The sequence below is a fragment of the Mycobacterium sp. NTMscope_MAC_269 genome, assembly GCF_976985695.1.
Map to the genome: position 1 here is coordinate 4,453,415 of NZ_OZ335668.1, position 24,344 is coordinate 4,477,758.

Here is a 24,344-nt window from a genome sequence, read left to right on the forward strand (position 1 = left end):
AGCGCGCGCCGCCACCGGCCGCGAACGCCCGCGTTGTCAATCGAAGTCCTCTGCCGTTCAGCAGTAATTGCGCATCTTTGAGTCCTGGCGCTCTGCCAGCATGCCGATACTCGCCGCGTGCCCTAGATAACCCGAGAGTCCATCCCACGAGCGGACGCCGACGAACGAGACCACCGAGCGATCCGGTTTCCCATCCCAAGCCACCCGACTATCCAGCAGAAACAGCAGGCCGTCCCGGTGCTCAAAGAATCACGCGGAGTCAGCGTCCATGATTAAATCCCCGCACGGGCCCGTAAAGATTGCATTTGCTCTGAACATGCCGACCAGGCGCTAGGGAGGGTGCTTTGGCGATGGCCGCTTGCGACAACGACCCAGCGTCGGTGCAGGTTGCGATCATCGATGATCACGACGTGGTTCATGCCGGCATCCAAGCATGGTGCGCCAGCGCTGACCCGCCCATTACGGTAGCCGGCAGCTTCTACAATCCGCGGCAGTACTTCGCGCGATATCCGACGGTTCCGAACGACGAGGTGGATGTCCTCCTCTTCGAATTGCAGATCGACGCCCGACGCCCTGATTGGGAAAGTCTGGCCACCCTGTGCAACGCCGGCGTGCGCGTCGTCGTGTATTCCCACATGTTCAGCGACGAAGTGATCCTGACCAGTCTGGAGATCGGGGCACTGACCTACCTCGTCAAATCTGAAGGACAGCATCACCTTGTCGCTGCGGTTCACTCCGCACGCTCCGGCGAACCCTACGCGGGCCCCAGGATGACCAAAGCCTTGATCAACGACAACACCCCGGGCCGGACAAAACTGTCCGAAAGGGAAAAAGAAGTGCTTGTCGCGTGGTTTCAGACCGAAAGCAAAGAACTAGTGGGCAAACGGCTCTTCATCGCACCGACGACGGTGCGCACCCACCTGCAACGCGCACGGGTTAAATACGCCGCGGCCGGCCGACCAGCGCGCACCAAGTCAGCTCTGCTGGCGCGGGCAATCGAAGACGGCATCCTCAGTCTCAGCGACCTCTGACCTGTTCTGTCGGCGCTTACCTGACGTCATGAGGCGCGCAGCAAGTCGGCAATTGCCGTGTAAGCCGTTCGTACTAATCCGGGCGCGATGTTTGCTCGGCATCGGTGAACGCATGTTATATCCGAGTGGTGAGCGACAGAATGCCGCCGAGCGATTTCGGTGAGGGCTATTCCTACCCCGGCATCGGTTCGACGCCTCCCAGTCCGCGCGCGCCTCACCTGCCGTCGGGCCCTCCATCCGCCCATTCGTCGGGGCATCCACCTTCCGACGCCGCCGTCAACCATCCCGCCGATTCGCGGCCCCAGCAATCACCGAGCGTCGGGCCGGCGTCAGCGGGGACACCATATGGCTGGCACCCGGCGGCCAGCCAAGACAACGACGCCCCGCCGAACACCGTCTGGGGCGCTCCCCACGCTGACCCGCACGCGGACTACCACCGCCAGGCCGCAATCCACTTTGGGCGGACCACACATCCAGAGCCAAACAGCAGCCACCCGCACACTGGTGCGGCACCCACCCAGCGCCCTCACCCCGGCGCGGCACCTGGCTACTACGCACCCCCTCGCTACGGCTCCCCAGGCACGCAACTTCCACCGGCGCTCTCGGGAGAAAAGGTCTTCCAATGGCTGGCGGCCCCCGGACGCCTGAAGCTGGTCGCAGGTGCTGTCGGTGGCTTCATCGCGCTGATCCTGTTTCTCTCCGGCGGCTCCGACGCCAAAATCGCAGCACTCGTTCTCGTGATAGCGGTATGGGCAATCTGCTTCCGCCACGGCTACCACGAAAAAGCCGGATTGCATGCTCAAACGCGACTAGCCGCAGACGAGGCCATCCGTACCGCGGTCGACATCGCCAATACGCTGCGCGGACCTCTGTCAAGTGTCCAGTTCAACGGCTCCGCCCCAGAGCGTGCCGACTTCACGGTCCGCGGCGGTACCTGGAAACCCTTGAACTTTCATGTCGCGCTGAAACGTGATCTCTCCGGCTGGACATTCCTTTCGACGCATCTTGACAGCTGGACATGGCGGCGCCAACGCATTTACTTCATCCCCGTGCCCCTGACAAAAAGCATGGACGGCTACGGCCTGTACAAAGCCTTCGGTGACCGGCTACTCACCGAACTTCAGCGACGCGATCCGTCGACGAACGGAACGTTCCATGCGCGGCCACCGACACAGTGAAACACGGTGTGATCGTCTGACGGTCGTGGTCGGGCGAATGACAAGCCGACATGCCAGTAACTAACTAACTCTCTAGCGTTCCGAAGGGGGTTCCGGAGAACGTGTCGACAACTCTTGAGGTGCTCCTTTCACTCCACGGTCCTAACGTCTCCGGCAGTGTGGCCGAGACCGTCGAGTTCGTCGCTCGCCGCGGCTCACGCCGTTCGCATTTCTTCTTCTTCGGGAGCGGCTTCGGATCGGCACTCCTTGTGGTGCCCATCGTGCTCGTTGCGGCGGGCGGCGGCTATCTCATGAGAAATCCGGACAAAGCGCGCGGGCTCAAGGAACGCCTCAAAGGCGCGTGGAAGACCGGCGCATCAGCGCTTGATTCCTACCGCTATCCGTACCCCCCTGGCCCCAGAAGGCCAACGTCCCCAAGCCAGCCAGGGTTCGACACCGCCTCTGCAGGCACCGATTCGATGCGATTCAATCCCCCACCGGGATGGCCGACCCCGCCGCAGGACTGGGCACCATCGCGGGATTGGAAACCCGACCCCTCGTGGCCACCCGCGCCACCCGGATGGCATTTCTGGATCCAGAAAGCTCAACCGCCTCACACGTGAGGCCTGGCGGCGACGTTTCCCCGCGGCGGGACGCGTGATCACTATCGCAGACTCCGATCGTCGCGTCTGACCGAAGGGTCGGGAATGCTGGCGGTCGAATCCGGTGGTCGGTGTTACCGCATCGAACCCGTGCTCGTTTTTCACGGGCTGCACGACGCTTCGCCACGTGACCACCGAATCCGGCCGGATCACCTCGGTCGGCGCGAATTATCTTCTCGCGCAGTCGCGCTCGCGGCTAGGCGTGAGCGCCCGTGGCGCGCGTGCGCATGCCGAAATAGGTGGCGTTGAGACCCAAGAATGTCAACAACGCACCCGCGACGACATTCGACCACGTCATGCCGGCGGTCAGCACGACATCCGGCAGGATCCACGTCGACACGATGACCCACGCGCCGAGCACCGGCAGCGTCCACGTCATGCCGTGCGCGCGATCCAGCGTCGTCGCGAACCCGTACGCCAGGAACGCCACCGCGATCCCGGCGATCAGGTCGGACGTGGCAAGCGACCTCGTCGCGCTGAATCCCACGATCCACGGTGACGCCGCCACATACAGACCCGTCAGCAGCGCCAGGCCGAAGGTGAAATGCGCACTCATCGACTCGGCAACGCGCTCGTAGCGGGCGCGCAACGCCAACAAATCGGGGTGGTGATCGATTGATGAATGGACTGTACTCATTTTGTGACCTTTCTGTTATGCAGCAAGCCTTTTGAGCGTTGCTACACCCATCCATCTGTGCTCAAGATTACGCTCGATCGCTGCCCAGTTCGAGCGTCCGCGTAGCGTAGTGAGGATGGACGTCGCGGACAGGTTGCGCCTCGATTGCCCGGTGGGACAGGCTGGCATGGGCGGCGGGCTGGCAGGCGCGCCGCTGGCGGCCGCGGTCGCCCACGCGGGCGGGCTGGGCACCCTGGGCATCGACACCCCGCGGCGACTGCGGGCGTCGATCGATCGGGTGCGCGAACAGGCGCCGGGCCGCACCGTCGCGGCAAACCTGTTGCTGCCCTTCGTGCATCGCCATCACGTGGCGGTATGCATCGACGCCCGGGTGGACGTGGTCGTGCTGGCGTTCGGCGAGAAGCGCGGCCTGGTCGAGCACCTGCGAGGCGCCGGGATCTTCGTCTTCGTGATGGTGGGCACCGAGGCGCAAGCGCGTGCCGCGATCGCCTGCGGCGCCGACGGTTTGATCGCCCAGGGCCGCGAGGCCGGCGGGCACCTCGTCGGAACCGTGCCGGCCCTGAATTTCCTGCCGCACGCCCTGCGCGCAGCGGGGGACCGTCCGGTGTTCCTGGCCGGCGGCGTCGCCACCGCTGCCGATACTCGCGCCGCGCTCGAAGGCGGCGCCGGCGGCGTGATCGCAGGCACCCGATTCCTGTTGACCCACGAGGCGAACGCGAACCGCGCGTATCAGCGCCGAATCCTTCGGGCGGACAGGACGATCGAAACCAACCTGTTCGGCCTGAGCTGGCCGCTCCGGCACCGCGTCGTGCCCAATGCGGCCACGCGCCGGTGGTGCTGGCCCGACGGGCGGGCCAAAGCGGTACCGGCGGCGCTCAACGCGGTCAGCCAGCCCCTTTCGGCGCTGGGCTATTTCGATGCGGGCGCACTGATGCGCCTGCAGTCGCCGGCCCTTCCGTTCTTCACGCCGCTGGCGCCGGTGGCCGATGTGCCCGATTCTTTCTTGGACAGCACCGCCCTCTATGCCGGTGAAACCGCCCTGCGGATCGGCGAACTCACCTCCGCGGCCCAGGCGGTCGCCGACCTGACGCCGCGCTGAGGCTAGCGCACCAGCGCCAGGGCGAAGCCGTCCCAGTGCTTGGCACCGACCGTCTGGATCACCGCCGTGTCCAGGCGCGGGTGCTCGCCCATCGCCTGTAGCGTTTGGCGGGTCGCCACCACCCGGGCATCGTCGGAATCCGGCCGCAGGATCTGGCCATCGCGAATCACGTTGTCCACCACGATGACTGCGCCGGGCCGGGCCAAGCGGACGGCCCACTCCAGGTATCCGAGGTTGTTCTCCTTGTCGGCGTCGATGAAGATCAGATCGAACGGGCCGGTCACCGTCGGCAGCGTGTCCAGCGCCGCACCGACGATCACCTCCACCCGATCGGCGAGGCCGGCGCGTTCCAGGTTGCCCCGCGCCACTTCGGCGTGCTTGGGTTCGTATTCCAGCGTCACCACCCGGCCCTGCGGCCCGGCGCCGCGGGCCAGCCAGATCGTGCTGAAGCCGCCCAGGGTGCCGATCTCGAGGATGCGCCGCGCGCCGATGGCGCCGGCGAGCAGACTGAGGAATTTTCCTTGCTGCACCGATACCGCAATCGGCGGTAGCCCGGCCGCGCTGCTGGTCTCGAGCGCCGCGGTCAACGCCTGGTCGTCGCCAACCACTGTGCTGTCCAAGAATGCGTCGACGTCGTGGGGGGTTGGTTTCTCGGTCATGGCGCCAACGCTAGCCGCGCCCGCCCGGTCCTCGCACCACCGCCGGTCCCGGCGCGAATCCGGTCGCGACCGTTTACGTATACCCGTGGGGGGTATATAGTGGGGGTGCGGCCGAACCACGTCGCACGAGTCACACCACAAGAAAGGGTGAGTCAAATGGCAACTTACGAAGCCGGGACCCTGCTGACGTGCGGTCACGAAGGCTGCGGCTGCCGCGTCCGCATCGAGGTCCCCTGCCACTGCTCGGGCGCGGAAGAGTCGTACCGCTGCACGTGCGGCGACGCGCTGACCCCCGTCGAGTAACGCGCCGGGCCGGTCGTGCGTTCGGGCGTCAGCCCGTGTGAGTCACCGCCCGAACGTACGGCCGGCCAGCTCGGCCGCGGCCGCCAGCTTCATGGCCGACGCCGAAATACCCACCGCCGCCGTGTAATCGCCCGGTTCGATCCGCCAGCCTCCGACACCCCCGTCGTAGCGGGCAAGTAAGCGCGGATCGGCCTCGATCGTCACCCGGCAGCTGGCGCCCGATTCGAGCTCGACCCGCTCGAATCCCAGCAACCGCAGGCACGGTCCGCTCGGCAGTGCCGTCACATACAGTTGCGGCACGTCGGCACCGGCGCGATCACCGGTGTTGACGACGTTGAAACTGGCGGTGATGGTCTCTCCGCCGCTGAGCACCAAGTCGTGGTATTCAAACCTGGTGTAGGACAAGCCATGACCGAAGGCGAACATTGGGGTGTGGCCATGGGCCGCGTACCAGCGGTAGCCGACGTCGGCGCCCTCGGAGTATTCGATCGTGCTCGCCGCCCCCCACGGTGCGTCGGCGCCGGGTAGGCGTGGGCGAGGCGTCTGGTCCAGGTCGACCGGAAAGGTGATCGGCAGCCGGCCTGAAGGATTGACCCGCCCGGTGAGGATCTCGGCGATCGCCCGGGCGCCGGCCTGACCCGGATACCACGCCTGCACAACGGCTTTCACCATGCCGCGCCAGGGCATGCTCACCGGATTTCCGGTCTCGAGCACGACCACGGTATTGGGATTGGCGGCCGCCACCGCCGTGATCATCTCGTCCTGGCCCCACGGCAGCGACAGGTCGGCCAGGTCGTACCCTTCCCCTTCGGCACGCGCCGCGAACACGATCGCGATGTCGGCGCGCTGCGCCGCCAGCGCCGCCTCGGCCGGACTGATGCCGGGATCGAACTCGATCTGCGCCTGCGGCAGCTGGTTTCGCAACTCCTCCAGCGGAGACGACGGAAGCAGGTACAGATTGCGCAGCCCGGCCTCCAGGCCTGAGCCGCCGATCGGGACCACGCCCGCATAGCCCCCCCGGGGAACGACGGTGCTCGAGCCGAAACCGGCCGGCACGCCCAGGTGCGCGTACCCGCCGATAACGGCAATGCACTGGCCCGGCTCGGGCGCCAACGGCAGCGCTCCCCCGTTGGTCAGCAACACGATTCCCTGGCGCGCTATGCGCAGTGCAATCTCGTTATGCGCGGCCGAATCCGGTGCCGTCGAAGCGGCGGGGCGGTCGATACCGACGGCGAACATCGACCGCAGGATTCGTCGCACCATGTCCGACAGACGCTCGCGGGGCAGCATGCCCTCGGCGTAGGCGTCGCGCAGCGGCGCACCGAAGGCCTCGGCCTGCCACAGCAGCGCGTCGATCTGCGCCCCGCACTCCTGGTCGAGACCGCCCAGGGCGCACTCCCAGCTCGGCGTGGCGCCCCAATCCGACATGACCCAACCGCGGTACGCCCAGGCACCCTTGAGCACCTGGTTGATCAGGACATCGTTTGCCGCGGCGTAGACACCGTTGACCTTGTTGTATGCGGTCATCACGGCGCCGGGTTGCGCCCGCTCGATCGCGATCTCGAAAGCCAACAGGTCGGATTCGCGGTGCGCGTCGGGATCGATGACCGCGTCCAGGAAGTGCCGGTTGGTCTCGTTGCAGTTCAGCGAGTAGTGCTTGACCGTCGAGATGACGCCGTGGCGCTGGATGCCGTCAATCGACTCCGCGACCATCGCGGCGGTCAAAAGCGGGTCCTCGGAAAGGTATTCGAAATTGCGGCCGTTGCGCGGGTCGCGCGCTAGGTTCATCGCCCCGGCCAGCTGCACGTTGAACCCGCGGCTGCGCGCCTCTCGGCCGATCACTTCGCCGGCGGCCCGGGCCAGCGCCGGATCGAAGCCGGCGGCCAACGCCAGCGCGGCGGGCAGCGCGGTGGCCTCATCGCCCGGGCGGTAGCCGGGGTTGGTGACGCCGAGGCCGGCGTCGCTCATCAGCAAGGGGGGAACGCCGAGGCGGGGAACCCCCGGCACGTATCCGGCGCTCATCGGCGTGCCCTCGGGGATGCGGGCGTCGCGCACGGTCCACAAGTCACCGGCCCCCATCACCGCGATCAACAGCGAGAATCGCTCGTCGTCGGTCATCTGGGCTTCGATCTCGCGCGCCCGGTCGTCGGGATCGCTCACCGCACACCCTCTTTGGCGTAGATGACGCGCAGCACATGTCCCACTTCGGGTCCCATCACCAGCTCGGTCAACTCACAGATCGTCGCGACGAACTCGGGGCCATGCGACGGCCCGGCCTGGCACAAATGATGCGCCACTTCGTGCAGCATCACCAGCTCCCGCAGCGCCCAGTCGGCGGTGTCACGGTCGGGGACCGCGATAACGCCTGCGCCGTCGTAGTTTTCGTAATGCGCGGCGGTGGCGGCCCGGCGCGGCCGGACCCGCAACGGCGCCACCCCCGGCCACCGCTTGCGCACCGCCGGCAGCGCCAGCACGTCGTCCACGTAGCGCTGGGCGGAGGCTACCGAGCCGAACCGTCCCTCCGGCGGCAGCGTCAACTGGGTGCCGAAGAAGTCCACGGCTGGTGAGCCGTGCTGGGCGGCACGATCGAACAGTGTGCGGACGAATTCCTCGGCCGCGTACACCCTGGAGCGTTGAGAATCCCGCCGCGGGGAGTTCCCGGGCGTCACCCGCTCAGCGCGCTCCGCGCCCCGGGCAGTTCGGGACTGTTGCCCAGCCGCGCTCGCTTCCCGGCCCGGTCGCCCGCGCGCCGCGCCGCCGAGGAATATCCGGCCGACGCGCGGCTGGCCTGCCACGTGCCGCGTGCCTTCGAGGCACCACGGTAGTAGTCCACGAGCTCAACCTCCTTGTCCCGCAATGCGATAGCGGTTCCCGGCGCGCGCCGCCGGTCCTTGGTGGCTTCTTTTCGGGCCTCGTCGCGGGCCTCAGCCAGCCGTTGGCCGACGCGCGCCCCGAAGGCCAGCTGAAAATTGAGCCGGGCGGTGATCGTGGGCGTGGGACGATGCGTGCCCGAGGCGAGGTAGGCGTCCGACGCGCGCACCATCTGCACGACCAGGCTGGCATACAGGGCGTGGCTGGCGTCGATGTCCTCGGCGAACCCGTAGGCGTAGACGAACGTCGAATTCGATGCGACGTCGCAGCGCACGTCGTTGGCCGCGGCAATCAGCACGAAGAGCTGAACGTACGTCCGTAACCCCTTGGCGCCCGCCGCGCCGATGGTGATGGTGCGCTGGGTCGGGGCCTGCGCGGCCGAACGCTGCGCCGAATGCGAGCGCGCCACCGCCAGGTCGATGGACGCGGCCGTCGCGAGCCGCTGCGCCGCCGACATGAACGCGTCGGCCTCGTGGGTGTTGTCGGTGCCTTCGGCCTGACGCAGCAGGGCGGCGATGCGCGCCAGCATTTTGTCGTCAGTCATCGGCGCCGCTCCTCCTCATCGCATCGCTCTGCATCGTCGCCGGCGCGAGTCATCGGCGCCGCTCCTCCTCATCGCATCGCTCTGCATCGTCGCCGGCGCCAGTCATGGGCGCCAAAGTACTGCAGCCGTCCGACACGCTCGCTCACAACCGAGCGGTGATCCAGGAGACGACGTCATCGAGCACCTGTTCGCGCTCGGGCTCGTTGAACACCTCGTGATACAGGCCGGGATACACCTTGAGCTCGACGTCGGTGGACCCCACGCATTCGACGAGTCGGTGGCTGCCGGCGACGGGAATCAGCCGGTCTTCGGACCCGTGCACCACCAGCAACGGCGCGGTCAGGGCCGGCGCCCGCTGCGGCATGGTCTCACCGACCTGCAGCAACGCGCGCCCGATACCGGCCGGAACCTTGCCGTGGTACACGAGCGGATCGTTTTTGTAGGCCGTGACCACCGCCGGGTCGCGGGAGATCGCGTCGACGTCGAGGTCCTGCGCGGGCAGCCCGGGCACGAAGGCGCCGAGCACCTTGGCGGCCAGGGCCAGCAGCGGCGACACCTGGTCCTGGGCCGCCACCGCAGGCCCCGACAGCACCATCAGGTCGTAGTTATCCGGGCGTTCGACGCCGTAGGCGAAGACGATCCCCCCGCCCATGCTGTGCCCCAGCACGATGCACTTGAGGCCGTGGTGTTCCCGGGTGGCGATCCCGACCAGGGTGTCGAAGTCGGTGGTGTACTCGTGGATGTCACGCACCACCGCCCGTTTGCCGCCGGAGCGGCCGTGCCCGCGATGATCCAGCGCGTAGGTGACCAGGCCCGCCTTGCCGAAGCACTGGGCGACGTGGTCGTAGCGGCGGGCGTACTCCCCGAGACCGTGTGCCAGCACCACGACCGCACGCGGCGCCGTGTCCGGGGTCCAGACGTCATAGACGATGCGCACACCGCCGAATCCGTCGAAACTGCGTTCGGTGCGGTTCATCGGGTGGTCCTGGTCATTAGGGGCAGCGTAACGGGGCCGGGTTTGCGGACACTGCGTAGGCTCATGCACGTGAGCCTTCTCGCGCAGAACTCCGAAGGTGACCCGGAGGTGGGGACCGATTTCTCGGTGCAGGCCGAACCGTATCGCCGCGAACTGCTCGCCCATTGCTACCGGATGACCGGCTCCTTGCACGACGCCGAGGATCTGGTGCAGGAGACGTTGCTGCGGGCCTGGAAGGCCTACGACCGTTTTGAAGGCAAGTCCTCGCTGCGGACCTGGCTGCACCGAATCGCGACGAACACCTGTCTGAGCGCCCTGGAGGGCAAGGGGCGCAGGGCGTTGCCGGTCGGCCTGGGCGGTCCCAGCGCGGATCCGACCGCCGAGCTGGTGGAGCGCCGCGAGCTGCCCTGGCTGGAGCCGCTGCCGACGTTGACCGACGACCCGGCGGACCCGTCGGTGGTCGTCGGGTCGCGGGAGTCGGTGCGGCTGGCGTTCGTGGCTGCGCTGCAATACCTTCCGCCACGGCAGCGGGCGGTGCTGCTGCTGCGCGACGTGCTGCAGTGGCGCTCGGCCGAGGTCGCCGAGGCGGTCGGCACCACCACGACCGCTGTCAACAGCCTGCTGCAGCGGGCCCGGTCCCAACTGGACGCCGTCGGGCCCACCACCGATGACCGGCTGGCGCCGCCGGATTCGCCGGAGGCCCAAGACCTGCTGGCCCGCTACATCGCCGCATTCGAAACCTACGACATCGACCGGTTGGTGGAGCTGTTCACCGCGGAGGCGATCTGGGAGATGCCGCCGCACGTCGGCTGGTATCGGGGCGCGGCGGACATCGTCGCCCTGATCCATCAGCAATGCCCGGCCGAGGGCAGCGGAGACATGCGGCTGCTGCCGCTGGTCGCCAACGGCCAGCTCGCTGCGGCGATGTACATGCGCGCCGGCGACGCGCACGTTCCGTTCCAATTGCATGTGCTGGATGCGAACGGCGAGAAGGTGTCTCACGTGGTGGCGTTCCTCGACGACACCTTGTTCGCCAAGTTCGGACTGCCGGGTTCGCTGCCCGCGGGGCCCAGGTAAGAAGGTTGCGCACATGACAAGTTCCACCACCCAGGTCACCGCCGTGCCCGGCACGCCGCTGCTACTGCTGAGCGCCTACGACCTCGCCGGCGTAGGGTATCGCGCCGAGGAATTCTTCGTTTCCGGGACGGCCTCGTCCTATTCCCCGGTGACCGAGCCCGGCCCGGACGGCCGCTGGGACGTAATCCCCTCGGGCTCAGCAGATTACACGACACGCATCGTGGTGTTGACACCCATCGATTCGGCCGCATTCAACGGGACGGTGCTTGTCGAATGGCTCAACGTCAGCGGTGGCATCGACGCTCCCGCGGTGTGGATGATGGCGCACCGCGAAATCATCCGGGCCGGTTACGCTTACGTCGGGGTCTCGGCGCAGCGGGTGGGGGTTGAGGGCGGCGAGAGCCTGCTCGGCGCGGACATGTCGCTGAAAAGCCAGGACCCACAACGGTATGCGCCCCTGCACCACCCGGGTGACGCCTTCTCCTACGACATCTTCTCCCAAATCGCCGGCCTGCTCAGAAGCGACCGCCGTGCCCTGGTGCATGATCTGCCCGTAGCACGCGTCATCGCGCTGGGCGAGTCGCAATCGGCGATGTACCTGACGACCTACATCAATGCCGTCGATGCGTTGGCCCGCGGCTACGACGGCTTCCTCGTCCATTCCCGATTCGGCACGCCCGCCCCGCTCGACGGAAGTTCCATCTTCGCGGAATCCGATGTGTCACAGGCGGTTACCTTCCGCCCCGAACTGCGCGCTCCGCTGCTGACGGTGGTCACCGAAACCGACGTCTTCGGCGGCGCGCGCGAAGGCTACTACTTCGCCAGGCAGCCCGACAACCATCACCTGCGGGTCTGGGAGATCGCCGGCGCCGCCCACGCCGACAACTACACCATCCAGGTTGCGTTCATCGACAGCGGCTCGGCACCGCTGGAGGACATCGCCGCCGCCTACACGCCGACCAACATGCTGATGGGCCAGCAATTGGCGCACTGCATCAACTTCGGACCGCAACATCACTATGTGGTGCAGGCCGCGCTCGCGGCACTCAACACATGGATCACCAGCGGGGAGCCGGCGCCGAGCGCGCAACCGCTCGAAGTCCGCGAAACCGAAGGGCCACAACCGGTTGTGGACGGCAACGGCCTCACCCGGGGCGGCCTCAGGACCCCATGGGTGGACGTGCCGGTCGCCCGGACCTCGGGGCTGGGCGGCGAGGAAAGCATCATGTCCATGATCTTCGGCTCCGGTGAGCTTTTCGACGCCGCCACGCTGCGCCGGCTCTACCCCGGCGGAAGCGCGGAGTACCTGGAGCTCTTCACCGCCGCGCTCGACGCGACGATCCGTTCTGGGTTCATCCTGCCGGCCGACCGGGCCGAGATCCTGCAGCTCGCCGCGGCGATGTATCCCGGTGAGCGGCCGTAGGCCGGATTGCCCGACTCCTCACTCGCGCCGTACCGGCACTCGCCGTCACCGAGCTAGGCCGGATTGCCCGACTCCTCACTCGCGCCGTACCGGCACTCGCCGTCACAGAGCTAGAACAGCCGGCTGTCCGGCGGCGGGCCCGGCACCGGACGCACCAGGCCGGCCCCGGTGACCAGCGGCAGGTCCAGCGCGGAGAGCAGCCCGGGCGGGGCGGCGCACACCGCGGGGATTGCGTTGACCATCCGCGAGGAGCCGGCGATGCGCGCCCCCAGGTCGTGATCGTGGTCTTCGGCCATCTCGAATTCGCACCGCATGCTCGGGGAGCCCTCGATCTCCACGCGGTACAACCCGCGGCCGGAGGCCATGCCGTAGCCGAGGTCCTTCGGCGGGATGCAGATGCGCGGCTGGGGCCAGTCGGGGGCGATGTCGTCGCGCATGCGGGTCACATGGTCGAGGACGAATGTCGGCTTCCCGCCGACGTAACCGGTCAGCGTCGAGCGCATGGCCGCGATCGTTCCGGCCGCGATGTGCCCGGTCGGCGTGTCGAACGATTCGCCGGCGGGGATCCGCTCGTTGGTCTCCTCGATGTGGTCGATTTTGACCCCTAGGCCCGCGGCGAGCTGATGCAACACCGGTCCCCAGCCGAAGGTGAAGATCCCCGGCTGGGCCGCGAAGGCCGGATAGTCCGGTTGCTGCCCGAACCCGAGGATTTCATAGACCGCGGAGCGGTCCGGATATGTCGCGTAGTTGAACATCTCGGTCACTCGCACCGATTCGATCACCCGCGATACGCCGGTAAGCACCAGCGGCAGAACATCATTGGCGAAGCCGGAGTCGATGCCGGTGGTGAAGAACGACACCCCGCCGTCGAGCGCGGCCCGGCGCAGCGGATCGGTGAACGCGGAGTCGACACCGTCGGGGAAGACCAACGGCACCACCGAACACGACACCACGTTCTTTCCTGACCGCAAGATCGACACCATGTCCTCGATGGCATCCATCGGCCGCAAGTTGGCGGCGGCCGCGTACACGACCGCGTCGGCGTCGCCGGCGAGCATGGCCGCCGAATCCTGGGTGGCCGCCACGCCCACCGGCGCGATGCCGCACAACTCCCCGGCATCGCGCCCGGCCTTGGCGTCGCTGTGCACCACGACGTCGACCAGTTGCAGTTCCGGATGGTCGATCACCCCCCGCAGGGCGACCACGCCCATGGAACCGGGTCCCCACACTCCCACCTTCAACACGATGTCTCCTAATATTAGGACGTATATCCTGGCATTTTGGACGGATCGTAAGGAGGTGGCGGTGGATACGTCAATGGCGCAGGCACGGGACGAGTCACGCGCCAAATCGCCGCCCACCGCGCGAGCGATGGATGTCCTTGCCGCCTTGGCCAATTCGCCGGACGGACTGACATCGGCCGAACTGGCGAAGCGGTGCGCGATCAGCACCTCGACGTGTGCCCTCGTGCTGGCCGAGTTTGAACGGCGCGCGTGGGTGGCGCGGCGCGCAGATCGTCGCTATGTACTCGGCAGCGGGTTGTTCGGCCTGGTGCACGGCCTGCGCGAGCAATTTCCGCTCCTGGATCGCGGGCGTGACGCGCTGCGCTTCCTGCACGACACGCTCGGTGCGGGCTGCTCCATGTCGAAGATCGGCGCCCGGCACCTGACCACCGTCGACGCCGTCGGCCACGGCACCGACGGCGAACATGCTGTGGGCCAACGCTTCCCCATCGACCCGCCTTTCGGTCTGGTCGCCATGGCGTGGCGCGACGAGGATTTCGTCCAGGCCTGGCTGCATCGCGTGACGCCCCGGCTCACCCGCGCCGAAATCTCCGAGCACCAACGGGTGCTGGCCGATATCCGCGCTCGCGGCTACGGCGCCTGGCGCTTCGACGACACCCACCAGTCGCTGCACAATCGGCTGGCCGAGGTGCTGGCGTCGCTGGAGCCGACGGCCCACGTCACCCGTCAACTCACCACGCTGATGACGATGGTGACGCTGCGGTCGGTCACCGACATCCTTGAGACAGACTTGGCCACTGCCGAATTCGTCGTTCTGCCGATCTTCTCCCCCGACGGCCAGCCGGAGTACCAGATCGAGATCCACCTGGGCCACGCCGCCGGGTTGTCCCTGCCCGACCTCGACACCGCGCTCCGTCATGCCCAACGGCTGCTCACCGCGGCGGTCGGCTGACCCGGTCGAGGATTACGCTGGGCTCATGTCTGCCACCGCGGAGATCCGGCGTGCGGCCGACCGGGCCGTCACCACCACACCCTGGCTGGCCTCCAGGCACTCGTTCTCCTTCGGCGACCACTACGATCCGGGCAACACCCATTTCGGTCTGCTGTTGGTCAACAACGACGACATCGTCTCCCCGGGAACGGGATTCGACACGCACCCGCATCGGGACATGGAGATCCTGACCTGGGTGCTGCGGGGCGAGCTCTCCCATCGCGACTCCACGGGCAATCGCGGGGTGATCTATCCCGGACTGGCGCAACGCATGTCGGCCGGCAGCGGCATCCTGCACTCCGAGCGCAACGACTCCCCCAGCGAGCCGGTGCATTTCGTGCAGATGTGGGTTGTGCCCGACGAGCCCGGCATCGACCCGAGCTACCAACAGCACGAGATCGACCAGAAACTGCTGGACGACAACCTTGTGACGATCGCCTCAGGCATCCCCGCCCGGGACGCGGCCATCACCCTGCACAACCGCAACACCGCGCTGCACGCCGCCCGCCTGCGGCCCGGGGCGGCCGTAAGCCTTCCCCAGGCCCCCTACCTGCATTTTTTCCTGGCCCGCGGCCGGGTCAGCGTCGAAGGGATCGGGGAGTTGAACGAGGGCGACGGCGTGCGATTCGCCGACGCCGACGAGCGGCGCGTGGAGGCGAGCGAGCCGTCGGAGCTGCTGATCTGGGAGATGCACGCGAAGCTGGGTGACTGAGACCATAGAGGGCGGGCGAGGTAGCCCATAGAGTGGCCACGACAGACAGGAGTCGGCATGCCTCACTCGCACCCGCAGCACGCGGCGCCCAACCCCAACCACAACATCAAGGCGATCCGCACCGTGCGATTCTGGGCGGCACCCCTGATCATCACGTTGGCGTTGATGTCGGCGCTGTGCGCGCTCTACCTCGGCGGCATCTTGAACCCCAGCACCAACCTGCGCCATTTCCCCATCGCGGTGGTGAACGAGGACGCCGGCCCGGGGGGCGCGCAGATCACCGACCGGCTGGTCAATGGGTTGGACAAGAACAAGTTCGACGTCCGGGTGCTCTCCCGCGGTGAGGCCAAACAGCAACTGGACACCGGCCAGGTGTACGGCTCGGTGGTGATACCGCCCAGCTTCTCATCCAAGCTGCGGGACTTCGCGACCAGCGCGGTCGTGCCGACCCGCGCCGAACGGCCGTCGATCACCGTCTCCACCAACCCGCGGGCCGGCACGCTCGGCGCGAGCATCGCCGGCCAAACGCTCAGCATGGCCATGGGCATGGCCAATGGCATAGCGGGACAACGGGTTATGGCGGAGGTAGCCGCGCAGACCGGCGGCGCGCCCCTGGCCGGCGCGGCCCAGGTAGGCCTGAGCGCCCCCATCGAGATCCAGTCCGTCGTCTACAACCCGCTACCCAACGGCACCGGCAACGGATTGTCCGCCTTCTACTACGCGCTGCTGCTCCTGCTGGCCGGGTTCACCGGCAGCATCGTGGTCAGCACACTGGTCGACGCGCTTCTGGGCTACGTGCCCGCCGAATTCGGGCCGGTGTACCGCTTCGCCGAGCAGGTCAGGATCTCGAGATTCCAGACGCTACTGCTCAAGTGGGCCATGATGGTGCTGCTCGCGCTGCTCACCTCCGCCGTCTACCTGTGGATCGCCGACGCGCTCGGCATGCCGATCGACCTCAGTTGGCAACTCTGGGCGTTCGGCGTGTTCGCGATCGCCGCGGTGGGCATCACGTCCAGTAGCCTGCTCTCGGTGCTCGGCACGGCCGGGATGCTGGTCAGCATGCTCATCTTCGTGATTTTCGGTTTGCCGTCGGCCGGAGCCACGGTGCCGCTCGAGGCGACGCCGTCCTTCTTCCGTTGGCTGGCCGCATTCGAGCCGATGCACCAGGTCTTCCTGGGCGCGCGATCGCTGCTGTATTTCGGTGGCCGCGGGGATGCGGGCCTGACCCAGGCGCTGACCATGACGTCGGTGGGCCTCGTCATCGGGCTGCTGCTCGGCGGCATCGTCACACACCTCTACGACCGCAAGGGCTTTCACCGCATTCAGGGTGCGGTCGCCTTGGCGATCGCGCAGGAGCACCAGGCTCAGCACAAGGCCCGCCGCGGCAAGCGGTCGGAGGCCACCGCCTCCGACCCGAAGCCGGCCGAGCCGAGCCCGGCCGTCACCGAGCCGAAGCCTTCCGTCACCGAACCTGAAAGCCCAAGCGAACAAACGTAATTCGCGCGTGGCTCAAGCGACATCATCCCGTAATCTTTGTTGACAGTGTGACTTATGAGGCTGATGATGTCTCTGTTGCATCCAGTTCATGGCCGAAAGGGCGATCGTGCTGACCCGACGCGCCAGCTTCCGCCGGCTGGCGGCGTGCTGCACCGCCCTCGTCGCCTGCTTCACGTTCGCCGTCACCTCGGGGCAGCCCCTGGCTCGAGCCGCCGACGGGCGCGACCTGCTCGCCAACGCCATCGGCAGCACCCGCGGTTCCTACCTGGTCTATAACTTCGGCCCCGGCCACCCCGCGCCGATGCTCAACGCGGGCGGCAGCTGGTATGAGATGAACAACGGCGGCCACCTGATGATCATCAAGAACGCGGCCGGACGTCTCTCACCGCACCTGCTCGTCGACACGCACCAGGGCGATCAGGCCCGCTGCGAAAACAATCCCGGTGCCCGCACCGGCGAGGGTCTGTGGCAGGCCTCGGAGCTCTACACACCGCTGCAGGCGTGGCAACGCATGGGTCAGCCGACGATCGCGATCAACGCCAACTTCTTCGACGTGCGCGGGCAAAAAGGCGGCTCGTGGCGCCAGACCGGGTGCAGTTCACCGTTGGGCGCCTTCGTCGACAACACCAATGGGCGGGGCCGGGCCAACCAGGTTGTCACCGGCACCCTCGCCTATCCCGGCAAGCAGGGCCTGTCCGGCGGCGGCGAGAGCTGGTCCGCGCTGACGACCATGATCCTGCCGTCCGGCGGCGCGCCGTATGTGGTGTGGCCCAAGACCAAAAAGGACTACGACGCCGCCACCCCGGTGGTGCAGGACCTGCTGAGCAAGAACGAGAGGTTCGTGGCGGTGTCGGGAATCGGACTGTTGGCGCCCGGCAACACCGGACAGCTGCACGACGGCGGGCCCAGCGCGGCGCGAACGGCGTTGGCCTACGCGCGGCAAAAGGACGAAATGTACATCTTCGAGGGCGGCAACTACACCCCGGACAACATGCAGGACCTGTTCCGCGGGCTGGGCAGCGACAACGCCGTGCTGCTCGACGGCGGTGGCTCCTCGGCGATCGTGTTGCGCCGTGACACCGGCGGCATGTGGGCCGGCGCCGGTTCGCCCAGGGGGTCGTGCGACACCCGACAGGTGCTCTGCGACTCCCACGAGCGGGCGCTGCCGAGCTGGCTGGCCTTCAACTAGGCACCGCCGCACCGTTTTTCGTTGGTTTGGGACCGCACCGAAAGATCAGCAGGCTCGCCGCTATCACCGCCGCGGCCACCACGAACACCGGGGCGACCGTGTACCTCGACATCGTCGCTCCGACGAATGCGCCGGCGCACATCGTGACGACGACGCCGATGCGCAGCCTTTGGCGCTCGCCGGTGCCGCCGGCCAACCGGCTGTCCACGCCGAGGCTGACGATCGTCGACGTCAGCACCGTGGTGGAAAGTTCCGGAATGCCGAACTGGCGCGCACTCGAGTGTTGCAACCCGAATGTCACGGCGAGCATGCCGATCATGACTAGTGTGGAATTGCGTTGGTAGGGAAGCACTCCCGTTCCCGCCAGAATCGACAACGCAACGAGCACCACGATTTCGGTGGCCAGGACCGTGGTGATCCATGCCCGCGTCCGCTCACCGAAATGCCGGGACAGCCGGCCGCTGAGCACGGTGGTGCACACGAAGATCGGCAAGGCGACCACGACCGCGGTCAGGTCGACGCTGGTTCGCGGCGCCAGCCAGAAACCGAGGAAGATCACGTTGCCGGTCATGTTGGCGACGAACACGTGGCCGAGCACCAGGATGCTGATCGAGTCGGCCAGTCCCGTCGCAAAAGTCAGCAGCAGCAGCGCCGCCACCGTCCATCGTTGTGATACCGGTGAGGTAACCGCCATGGCGTGCAGTCTATTTCGGCGCGGCCGGCCGCAGCGTTACATTTTCGGTGTCAGGTCCAGCGAGGTGATGGTCGTCATTCTGGTCACCAGCCAGCGGCTCTTTTGACGCTTCAGGAACAGCCGGTAGGACAGGTACTTCAGCGACGGCACGTTCTTGGTCAGCGGGCTGGTGGACGTCGTGTTGGTGTAGATGATGACCACGGCGTTGGTGTCGTCGAGCGATTCGACCGCCGCGCCGGTGACGTCGGTGTGGTTGGTGATCTTGGCCTGCTTGTTCGGCGCCACGATGGCGTCGACGAATTTGCGGTACTGCGCCGCGAAATCGCCGGTGAGATACGCGGATGCGCGATCGGCGAGGGTATCCATGTTTTCCGGCGTGTAGGTCCACAGGGTGGTGATCGCGTTGGCCGCGGTCCGCGCGACATTGAGTTTTGTTTCGGCCACGGCCCGGTCGGCCAGGTAGGGCTGCACCATCGCCCCGGCGAATCCGGCCGAACCCACGAACAGCACGGCGGCGACCAAGGCGACGATCGCCCACGCCTTGCCCGCCAGGCGTCGCTTGCGCGCGACGGTGGGCGGCGGTGTGTCCGTCGCCTGCTCGGCGGCGTCCTCGCTGTCCTCGGTGACCTCGGCCGTCGTGGTCTCTGCGTCGTCGGGTGCCGCAGCGGTGGCCTCGTCCTCGACGGCCGCTGGGTTTTCCCCGGCGGTCAGATCACCTGCTGCAGGTTGCTGATCTTCCACTGGTTACCTTCCTGCGTCGCGGTTGCCGCCCAACGATTGGCGTTTTCCAAGACCTGCTTCTCATCCGGTGACTTCGTGGTGATGGCGGTGGCCACCATGACATTGGCGCTGCCGTCGTCGTTCCATCGCTCCAGGCCGGCGTCGAGCACGCTGCCCGTCGCCGGTTCGGCCCGGGCGACCTGCAGCAGGATCTCGTTGGCGTTCTTCTGGTACTGCTTGGCGAAATCACCGGTCGCCTGGGCGAGTATCCGGTTCACGTAGTCGTTGGCGTGAAAGGGGTCGATGGAGGTGAACTGTGTCATGAAGCCGGTCACGTAGGTCAGCACCTCGCGGTCCCGCGAGGCGGCGCGGGCCTGGGCTTGGTGGGAGACCCACACCAGCGCGCAAGCGCTGATCGCCGCGACCATCAGCACCGCCGCGACCGTGGCGGCCAACGGGGCCAGCCATTCTCGCTGCGGGGTGATCGGGCGTTCGACGAGCAGCGGCCGCTCATCGGGCGCGAATCTGCGGCGCGGGCTCATTTGCCGTTCCCCGGTGGTTTCGGCTTGGACAACACGGTGAGATCGTCAACGCGCCAACGGTTTCCGCCATCCTTGGCGAAGTTCACCCGCACGGTGGCGCTGATGTAGCGCACGCCGGGTGCCGCGCCGCGCCGGCCCTGCATGAACAACAGCATGGTGGCTCGTTTCGGGGCCGCCGATTCGATCGAGCTGTTGGTGACCCAGTACTCGTTGATGACCGGGGAGCCCTTGCGCACCAGATCCTGCTGGGCGGCCAACTTGCCGCGATACTTGTCGGTCGCCAGCGACTGCGCCCGGGTGAAATCGTCCTGCAGCGACTTAGGGTCATACGTCAGCATCTGGGCGACGATTTTCGGTCCCTGCGTCGAGAGCTCGGCGCGGGTCTGCTCGCTCGCCCGCTGCGGCGCACACACCGCGCCATAGCTCATCGCGGCACCGCCCAGGCAGACCACCGTCGCGGCCGCCACCGCCGCTGCGGCCCAGCGCCGCACGTTCGGCGGCGCCTGCTCCGGTGGCAGGCGCCGCACCTCGGTGCGCGCGGCCAGGTCGGCGAACGTGCGACGCCGCGAATCCCACAGTGGCCAAAGCCATCCCACCACCGACGCCACGTCGAGCAGGTGGGCGAGCTCACGCCCCAGCAGCGTCCACGGACCCGGCGCTTCCCCGCCGCGGCGCGTCACCGCGATGCCGGCCAGCGCGCGGCCCAGGCTCCACCCCAAAGTCGTCGGCAGCAGCAACCGGTTGACCAACATCGCCAGGATGGCAAGTCCCAAGACGCAGACGCACACCCACCACCACACGCCGCGCGCCGGCACGCTGAGCGACACCAGGGCCAGCGTCGTCACCACCGCCAGCCCAGGCAGCACATCGATGGCGACGGCGCCGACACGAGAATGCCAGGGCGCCAAGGCTTCCCGCGGTGGCTCTTGGACGTCCGTGGCTGCAGTCGGTTCGACCACCACCGTCACTTCGTCACCTGGTCGAGTTTGGAGATCCTGTACCGCCCCTCGGCAAACGCCATCTTCACCCGCAGGCGATAGCCGGCCTCGTTCTGGTTCTGATCGCTGGCCACTTGCACGCGAAGCGCGACAAGGATATCGATCGAACCGTCGGGGTTGTTGCGCTCGACCGCCGCGCGCACATCCGACACCTGAACGTGGATGTTCGCGGCCTGATACGCCTGGATGAGCATGGTGGTGTAGAGCAGGGCCTGCGTGCGGAAAGTGTCTGTGCCGCAATCGATGATCTTCTGCTCAGCGGCGGTCATCGCATTGGTGTCGGGCGCCTGGGTCGCCGTCACGCATTCCACCGCCGCCTTGAGCGCGGTGGCATCATTGCCGGCGATCACCTGGCTGTCGTGGTGATAGCGCAGGGCAAGGTAGCCCCCCGCCCCGATCGCGCCGCCGCACAGCACCAGCAGCACCGCGATGGCGGCCAGCCAGCCACGCCCCACCCGCGACGGGCCGCGCGGCGCGACCACGACGGGCTCACCGGATTCCATCGGATCCTGAGGGCCACCCTGCGGATCGGCTTGCTCGGCTCCGCTGTCGGGTGCCGTCGAATCCTCGTCCTTGTCTTCGGGGCTCAACGAATCGTCGTCCGTGGCGATGGGGTTCAGCCGGCTGGTGCCAGCATCTCCTTCCATCCGTCGTCTCCTGTTCTGGTCGAGTTCTCGACGGAGTATTTAACTCCGTCTGGCCCCACCAGTTCACCGCTTTGGGGACTGTAGACCGCCGTGGGAGGCCCGCCCGGCGTGTAGACACACGGGTTGGGTTGCTGGCCGTTGCACTGCACGGTACCCGACCCCGGCCGCGACAACGGATCGCTGGTGGGCGGGGGCGTTCCCGCCACCCGGTCCGACGGTGCCGGGTTGAGCCCGTTGTTGACCGACGGCGCGGGGATCACCATGCCGGGCTTGACGGGCTGGTCACAGCGCGCGGACGGCGCCGGGCAGGTCAGGGTCTGGTTGGGGTCGCCGTACCAGGGGTTGGTGCCCGCCGGGACGTACGGCTTGGGGTCGCGGCACTCGCGCGGAGTGGCCGCCCGTTTGCCCGGGATGTCGGTGCAGGGGATGTTGCGCGACCCGCGCACGCTGTTGGCCGGGGTTTCCATCGGGATCTTGCAGTAGGTACCCGTCGGCAACGGCTGCATGCTGGTGTCCGCCGGGGACCGCCACTCCGAGGCCGGGATGAACCCGGTCAAACACGGCGGCGGCTGGTTGATCGACAGCGCCAGGTCGAGCGCCGCCATGTTCGGGAACGGCGCGGCCACGGTCTGGGCGATCGACGCGCCCTGCGGAAGGAACACCAGGACCTGCTCGACGCCGGTGTGGTAGCGCTTGAGCAGGTCGAAGACGATCTCGAGGTTGGCCAGCGTCTGCGGCAGCGTATCCCGGACGCCGCCGAACACGCTATTGACCTGATCGGCCGTCGGGGCCGCCTGGCGCAGCAGGCTTTTCAGGTGCGGGTCCTGCTGTGCGGACTGGGCGGCCAGCCTGTTCAGGTTGCGCGCCCAGCGCTCGATGTTGTCACCCGATTTGACCTGGCTGTCCAGCACCGGGCCGGAGTTCTCGATGATGTCGTTGACGTCGGTGATCTGGGTCTTGAAATCGCCGACGATCGCCTGTGTGGAGTCGACCAAGCGCTGCAGGGCGGGCCCCAGCCCGCCGACGGACTGCGCCGTCTCGTCGAGCAGTTGGCCGATCTTCTCCTTCGGCAGCACCGACAGGCCGCGGTTCGCCGTGTCCAGAGCCGGCCCGATCTCCGCGGGCACGGTGCCCTTGGTGATGGTCTGCCCGTCCGCCAGGTATTTGCCGGGGTTTCCGGTCGACACCAGGTCCAGATATTGCTCACCGACGGCCGAGACCGAATGCACGTCGGCCGTCGCGTCGACCGGGATCTTGTAATGGCTGTCGATACTCATGGTGGCTTCGGCGCCGTGCTCGGTCGGTTCGACGTCGGTGACCTTGCCGATGGTGATGCCGCGGTAGGTGACGTTGGCCGTCGGGTACAGCCCGCCCGAAGCGGGCAGCTCGGCCTTCAGGGTGTACTGGCCGATGCCCATCAAACTCGGGATCTGCAGGTAGTACACCCCGAGCACGAGTAGCGAGATGACGGTCAGGATCCCGAACGCGATCAGCTGGCGTCGGATGAAGGGAGTCAGCAATTCCTGTCCCCCCTTTCCACCAGCGGTCCGCCCGGAGCGTCATTCGGGTTCGGCGTGTAGCGCACGTCCGGGATCATCGTCTCGGGATCGCGCCCGAACGACTGCTCGAGTGCCCGCAGGGCTCCCGACAATCCGGTCCCGGTCAGGAACGCGTTGTCGACGGCGCTGTAGGTCAGGTCCAGCGTCAGCGAGATGTTGATGTAGTCACCGCGGAAGATCTTCGGCACGGTGTCGATGTCGAATGGCTGGGTCAGGATCAACTTCAGCGCGCCGATCAGATACGGCGAAGCGCGGCCGAGTTCCTTGAGCGGGCATTGCAGCAGCTGCAAGTCCTTATTCAGCGGCGCACGCGTCTCCGACAGGTACTGGTCGGCGACCTGGCTCAGGCGTCCCACCGAATCGACGGCGTTGATCAGCAGGTTCTGGGTGTCCGCGAAGTGCTTGATCACCGGCGGGATATCGGTGAGCACCCGGTCCAGCACGTCGGCCCGCCCGCCGACGTAGGTCAGCAGCCGGTTGGTGGAGTCGATGGCGTGGGTGATGTCGTCGCGCTGCGCGTTGAGCTGGGTGGTGAAGGTGTCCAGCTTGCCGAGCAGGGACCGGATCGCCTCGCCGCGGCCGTTGAAGATGTTGTAGATCTCGTTCTGCAGCACCTCGAGGTTGGGGATGCCGCCGCCGCGCAGGATCAGCGACAGGCTGGCCAGCGTCTGCTCGGTCGTCGGATACGACGACGAGTTCTTCAGCGGGATGGTGTCGCCGTCCTTGAGCAGCTCGGGCGACGGGTTCGGCGGTGCCGCGAGCTCGACGTGCTGGGAACCCAGCAACGAGGTCTGGCCGATCTTGGCGGTGGCGTTCTTGGGCAGCTTGGTGTGCTTGTCCAACCCGAGCGTCAGGGTGGCCACCCAGTTCTTCAGTTTGATGTCCTTGATCGAGCCGACGAACACGTCGGCCACCATCACCTTGGAATTGCCGTTGATCGCCAGGGTGTCGGGCACCTGGACATAGATGGTCATGGCCCCCGACCCGCTGCCCGGGCCGCCCGGAATCGAGACGTTGGAGATGCCCTTCCAGCCGCACGAGCTCAGCACCATCGCGGCCACCAGCAGCACTAGGGCCTGCCATCCCCGGTGCCCGATCTGCCCCACTACCGA

Annotated in this window: 23 protein-coding genes and 1 pseudogene; 10 read left to right on the forward strand and 14 right to left on the reverse strand. The window is 67.2% G+C overall.

Translation table 11 applies throughout. The features are described from left to right. Positions 1-350: 350 nt before the first annotated feature. Together ACZ50Z_RS21070 and ACZ50Z_RS21075 are read left to right on the forward strand one after the other, a co-directional pair. Entirely contained in the window at positions 351-1,031 is a 681-nt protein-coding gene (locus ACZ50Z_RS21070) for a DNA-binding response regulator (RefSeq protein ID WP_464486336.1), read from the forward strand. 128 nt (positions 1,032-1,159) lie between these two features. Continuing rightward, positions 1,160-2,209, forward strand: coding sequence for a hypothetical protein (locus tag ACZ50Z_RS21075; protein ID WP_464485285.1), 1,050 nt, complete (start codon positions 1,160-1,162; stop codon positions 2,207-2,209). Between the two features lie 837 nt (positions 2,210-3,046). Here the strand turns inward: ACZ50Z_RS21075 and ACZ50Z_RS21080 are convergent. Further along, positions 3,047-3,487: an SPW repeat protein gene (locus ACZ50Z_RS21080; RefSeq protein WP_464485286.1), complete on the reverse strand. Its 441-nt coding sequence runs from the start codon at positions 3,485-3,487 to the stop codon at positions 3,047-3,049. A 115-nt stretch (positions 3,488-3,602) separates the two neighbouring features. Here ACZ50Z_RS21080 and ACZ50Z_RS21085 point away from each other — a divergent pair, with 115 nt between their 5' ends. After that, positions 3,603-4,586: a nitronate monooxygenase gene (locus ACZ50Z_RS21085; RefSeq protein ID WP_464485287.1), complete on the forward strand. Its 984-nt coding sequence runs from the start codon at positions 3,603-3,605 to the stop codon at positions 4,584-4,586. Positions 4,587-4,588: 2 nt separating this feature from the next. Here the strand turns inward: ACZ50Z_RS21085 and ACZ50Z_RS21090 are convergent, their stop codons facing one another. After that, positions 4,589-5,245 (reverse strand): O-methyltransferase, encoded by a 657-nt coding sequence (locus ACZ50Z_RS21090; protein ID WP_464485288.1) that lies wholly within the window; start codon positions 5,243-5,245, stop codon positions 4,589-4,591. A gap of 156 nt (positions 5,246-5,401) precedes the next feature. Between ACZ50Z_RS21090 and mymT the strand changes: the two genes are divergently transcribed. Beyond that, on the forward strand, positions 5,402-5,548 hold the full coding sequence (gene mymT, locus ACZ50Z_RS21095; protein ID WP_464485289.1) for a copper-binding metallothionein MymT: 147 nt from the start codon (positions 5,402-5,404) through the stop codon (positions 5,546-5,548). A gap of 42 nt (positions 5,549-5,590) precedes the next feature. On the opposite strand, the gene ACZ50Z_RS21100 is transcribed toward mymT, so the two are convergent. From ACZ50Z_RS21100 to ACZ50Z_RS21115, 4 genes are all read right to left on the reverse strand, one after another. Continuing rightward, positions 5,591-7,708 (reverse strand): glycoside hydrolase family 3 protein, encoded by a 2,118-nt coding sequence (locus tag ACZ50Z_RS21100; protein ID WP_464485290.1) that lies wholly within the window; start codon positions 7,706-7,708, stop codon positions 5,591-5,593. Next, positions 7,705-8,217: a TIGR04338 family metallohydrolase gene (locus ACZ50Z_RS21105; RefSeq protein WP_464485291.1), complete on the reverse strand. Its 513-nt coding sequence runs from the start codon at positions 8,215-8,217 to the stop codon at positions 7,705-7,707. The genes ACZ50Z_RS21100 and ACZ50Z_RS21105 overlap by 4 nt, the downstream gene beginning before the upstream one ends. Continuing rightward, positions 8,214-8,963, reverse strand: coding sequence for a DUF2786 domain-containing protein (locus tag ACZ50Z_RS21110; protein ID WP_464485292.1), 750 nt, complete (start codon positions 8,961-8,963; stop codon positions 8,214-8,216). Before ACZ50Z_RS21110 ends, ACZ50Z_RS21105 begins: the two co-directional genes overlap by 4 nt. Positions 8,964-9,105: 142 nt before the next feature. Further along, positions 9,106-9,900, reverse strand: a complete 795-nt coding sequence (locus ACZ50Z_RS21115; protein WP_464486337.1) for an alpha/beta hydrolase — start codon at positions 9,898-9,900, stop codon at positions 9,106-9,108. On the opposite strand from ACZ50Z_RS21115, the pseudogene ACZ50Z_RS21120 reads away from it, so the two are divergent. Together ACZ50Z_RS21120 and ACZ50Z_RS21125 are read left to right on the forward strand one after the other, a co-directional pair. Then, positions 9,893-11,016, forward strand: a pseudogene (locus ACZ50Z_RS21120) (sigma-70 family RNA polymerase sigma factor). The gene ACZ50Z_RS21115 and the pseudogene ACZ50Z_RS21120 overlap by 8 nt on opposite strands. 13 nt (positions 11,017-11,029) lie before the next feature. Next, the gene (locus ACZ50Z_RS21125) at positions 11,030-12,439 is read left to right on the forward strand and encodes an alpha/beta hydrolase domain-containing protein (RefSeq protein ID WP_464485293.1); all 1,410 of its coding nucleotides are present in this window, start codon (positions 11,030-11,032) and stop codon (positions 12,437-12,439) included. 110 nt (positions 12,440-12,549) lie between these two features. On the opposite strand, the gene ACZ50Z_RS21130 is transcribed toward ACZ50Z_RS21125, so the two are convergent. Beyond that, positions 12,550-13,683, reverse strand: coding sequence for an NAD(P)H-dependent amine dehydrogenase family protein (locus ACZ50Z_RS21130; protein WP_464485294.1), 1,134 nt, complete (start codon positions 13,681-13,683; stop codon positions 12,550-12,552). A gap of 73 nt (positions 13,684-13,756) precedes the next feature. Here ACZ50Z_RS21130 and ACZ50Z_RS21135 point away from each other — a divergent pair, with 73 nt between their 5' ends. The 4 genes from ACZ50Z_RS21135 to ACZ50Z_RS21150 all read left to right on the forward strand — a co-directional run bounded on the left by ACZ50Z_RS21135 (position 13,757) and on the right by ACZ50Z_RS21150 (position 18,072). Next, positions 13,757-14,635 (forward strand): MarR family transcriptional regulator, encoded by an 879-nt coding sequence (locus tag ACZ50Z_RS21135; protein ID WP_464486338.1) that lies wholly within the window; start codon positions 13,757-13,759, stop codon positions 14,633-14,635. Between the two features lie 25 nt (positions 14,636-14,660). Next, positions 14,661-15,386, forward strand: coding sequence for a pirin family protein (locus tag ACZ50Z_RS21140; protein WP_464485295.1), 726 nt, complete (start codon positions 14,661-14,663; stop codon positions 15,384-15,386). A 57-nt stretch (positions 15,387-15,443) separates the two neighbouring features. Next, complete coding sequence (locus ACZ50Z_RS21145) at positions 15,444-16,883, forward strand: YhgE/Pip domain-containing protein (protein ID WP_464485296.1); 1,440 nt, start codon at positions 15,444-15,446, stop codon at positions 16,881-16,883. A 79-nt stretch (positions 16,884-16,962) separates the two neighbouring features. Continuing rightward, positions 16,963-18,072 carry a phosphodiester glycosidase family protein gene (locus tag ACZ50Z_RS21150; RefSeq protein ID WP_464486339.1) on the forward strand — a complete coding sequence of 370 codons (1,110 nt, stop codon included), beginning with the start codon at positions 16,963-16,965 and terminating at the stop codon, positions 18,070-18,072. Here ACZ50Z_RS21150 and ACZ50Z_RS21155 read toward each other — a convergent pair. The 7 genes from ACZ50Z_RS21155 to ACZ50Z_RS21185 all read right to left on the reverse strand — a co-directional run bounded on the left by ACZ50Z_RS21155 (position 18,065) and on the right by ACZ50Z_RS21185 (position 24,338). Further along, positions 18,065-18,730, reverse strand: coding sequence for a YoaK family protein (locus ACZ50Z_RS21155; RefSeq protein WP_464486340.1), 666 nt, complete (start codon positions 18,728-18,730; stop codon positions 18,065-18,067). The two genes, ACZ50Z_RS21150 and ACZ50Z_RS21155, sit on opposite strands and share 8 nt — an antisense overlap. 72 nt (positions 18,731-18,802) lie before the next feature. Next, positions 18,803-19,507, reverse strand: a complete 705-nt coding sequence (locus ACZ50Z_RS21160; RefSeq protein ID WP_464485297.1) for a mammalian cell entry protein — start codon at positions 19,505-19,507, stop codon at positions 18,803-18,805. Further along, the gene (locus ACZ50Z_RS21165) at positions 19,474-20,028 is read right to left on the reverse strand and encodes a mammalian cell entry protein (RefSeq protein WP_464485298.1); all 555 of its coding nucleotides are present in this window, start codon (positions 20,026-20,028) and stop codon (positions 19,474-19,476) included. Before ACZ50Z_RS21165 ends, ACZ50Z_RS21160 begins: the two co-directional genes overlap by 34 nt. Beyond that, a complete protein-coding gene (locus tag ACZ50Z_RS21170; protein ID WP_464485299.1) occupies positions 20,025-20,996 on the reverse strand; it encodes an RDD family protein in 972 nt (323 codons plus the stop codon). Before ACZ50Z_RS21170 ends, ACZ50Z_RS21165 begins: the two co-directional genes overlap by 4 nt. Further along, positions 20,993-21,673 carry an Mce protein gene (locus ACZ50Z_RS21175; RefSeq protein ID WP_464485300.1) on the reverse strand — a complete coding sequence of 227 codons (681 nt, stop codon included), beginning with the start codon at positions 21,671-21,673 and terminating at the stop codon, positions 20,993-20,995. Before ACZ50Z_RS21175 ends, ACZ50Z_RS21170 begins: the two co-directional genes overlap by 4 nt. Beyond that, positions 21,643-23,193: a virulence factor Mce family protein gene (locus ACZ50Z_RS21180; RefSeq protein WP_464485301.1), complete on the reverse strand. Its 1,551-nt coding sequence runs from the start codon at positions 23,191-23,193 to the stop codon at positions 21,643-21,645. The genes ACZ50Z_RS21175 and ACZ50Z_RS21180 overlap by 31 nt, the downstream gene beginning before the upstream one ends. After that, positions 23,187-24,338 carry a virulence factor Mce family protein gene (locus tag ACZ50Z_RS21185; protein ID WP_464486341.1) on the reverse strand — a complete coding sequence of 384 codons (1,152 nt, stop codon included), beginning with the start codon at positions 24,336-24,338 and terminating at the stop codon, positions 23,187-23,189. The genes ACZ50Z_RS21180 and ACZ50Z_RS21185 overlap by 7 nt, the downstream gene beginning before the upstream one ends. Between the last annotated feature and the right edge of the window lie 6 nt (positions 24,339-24,344).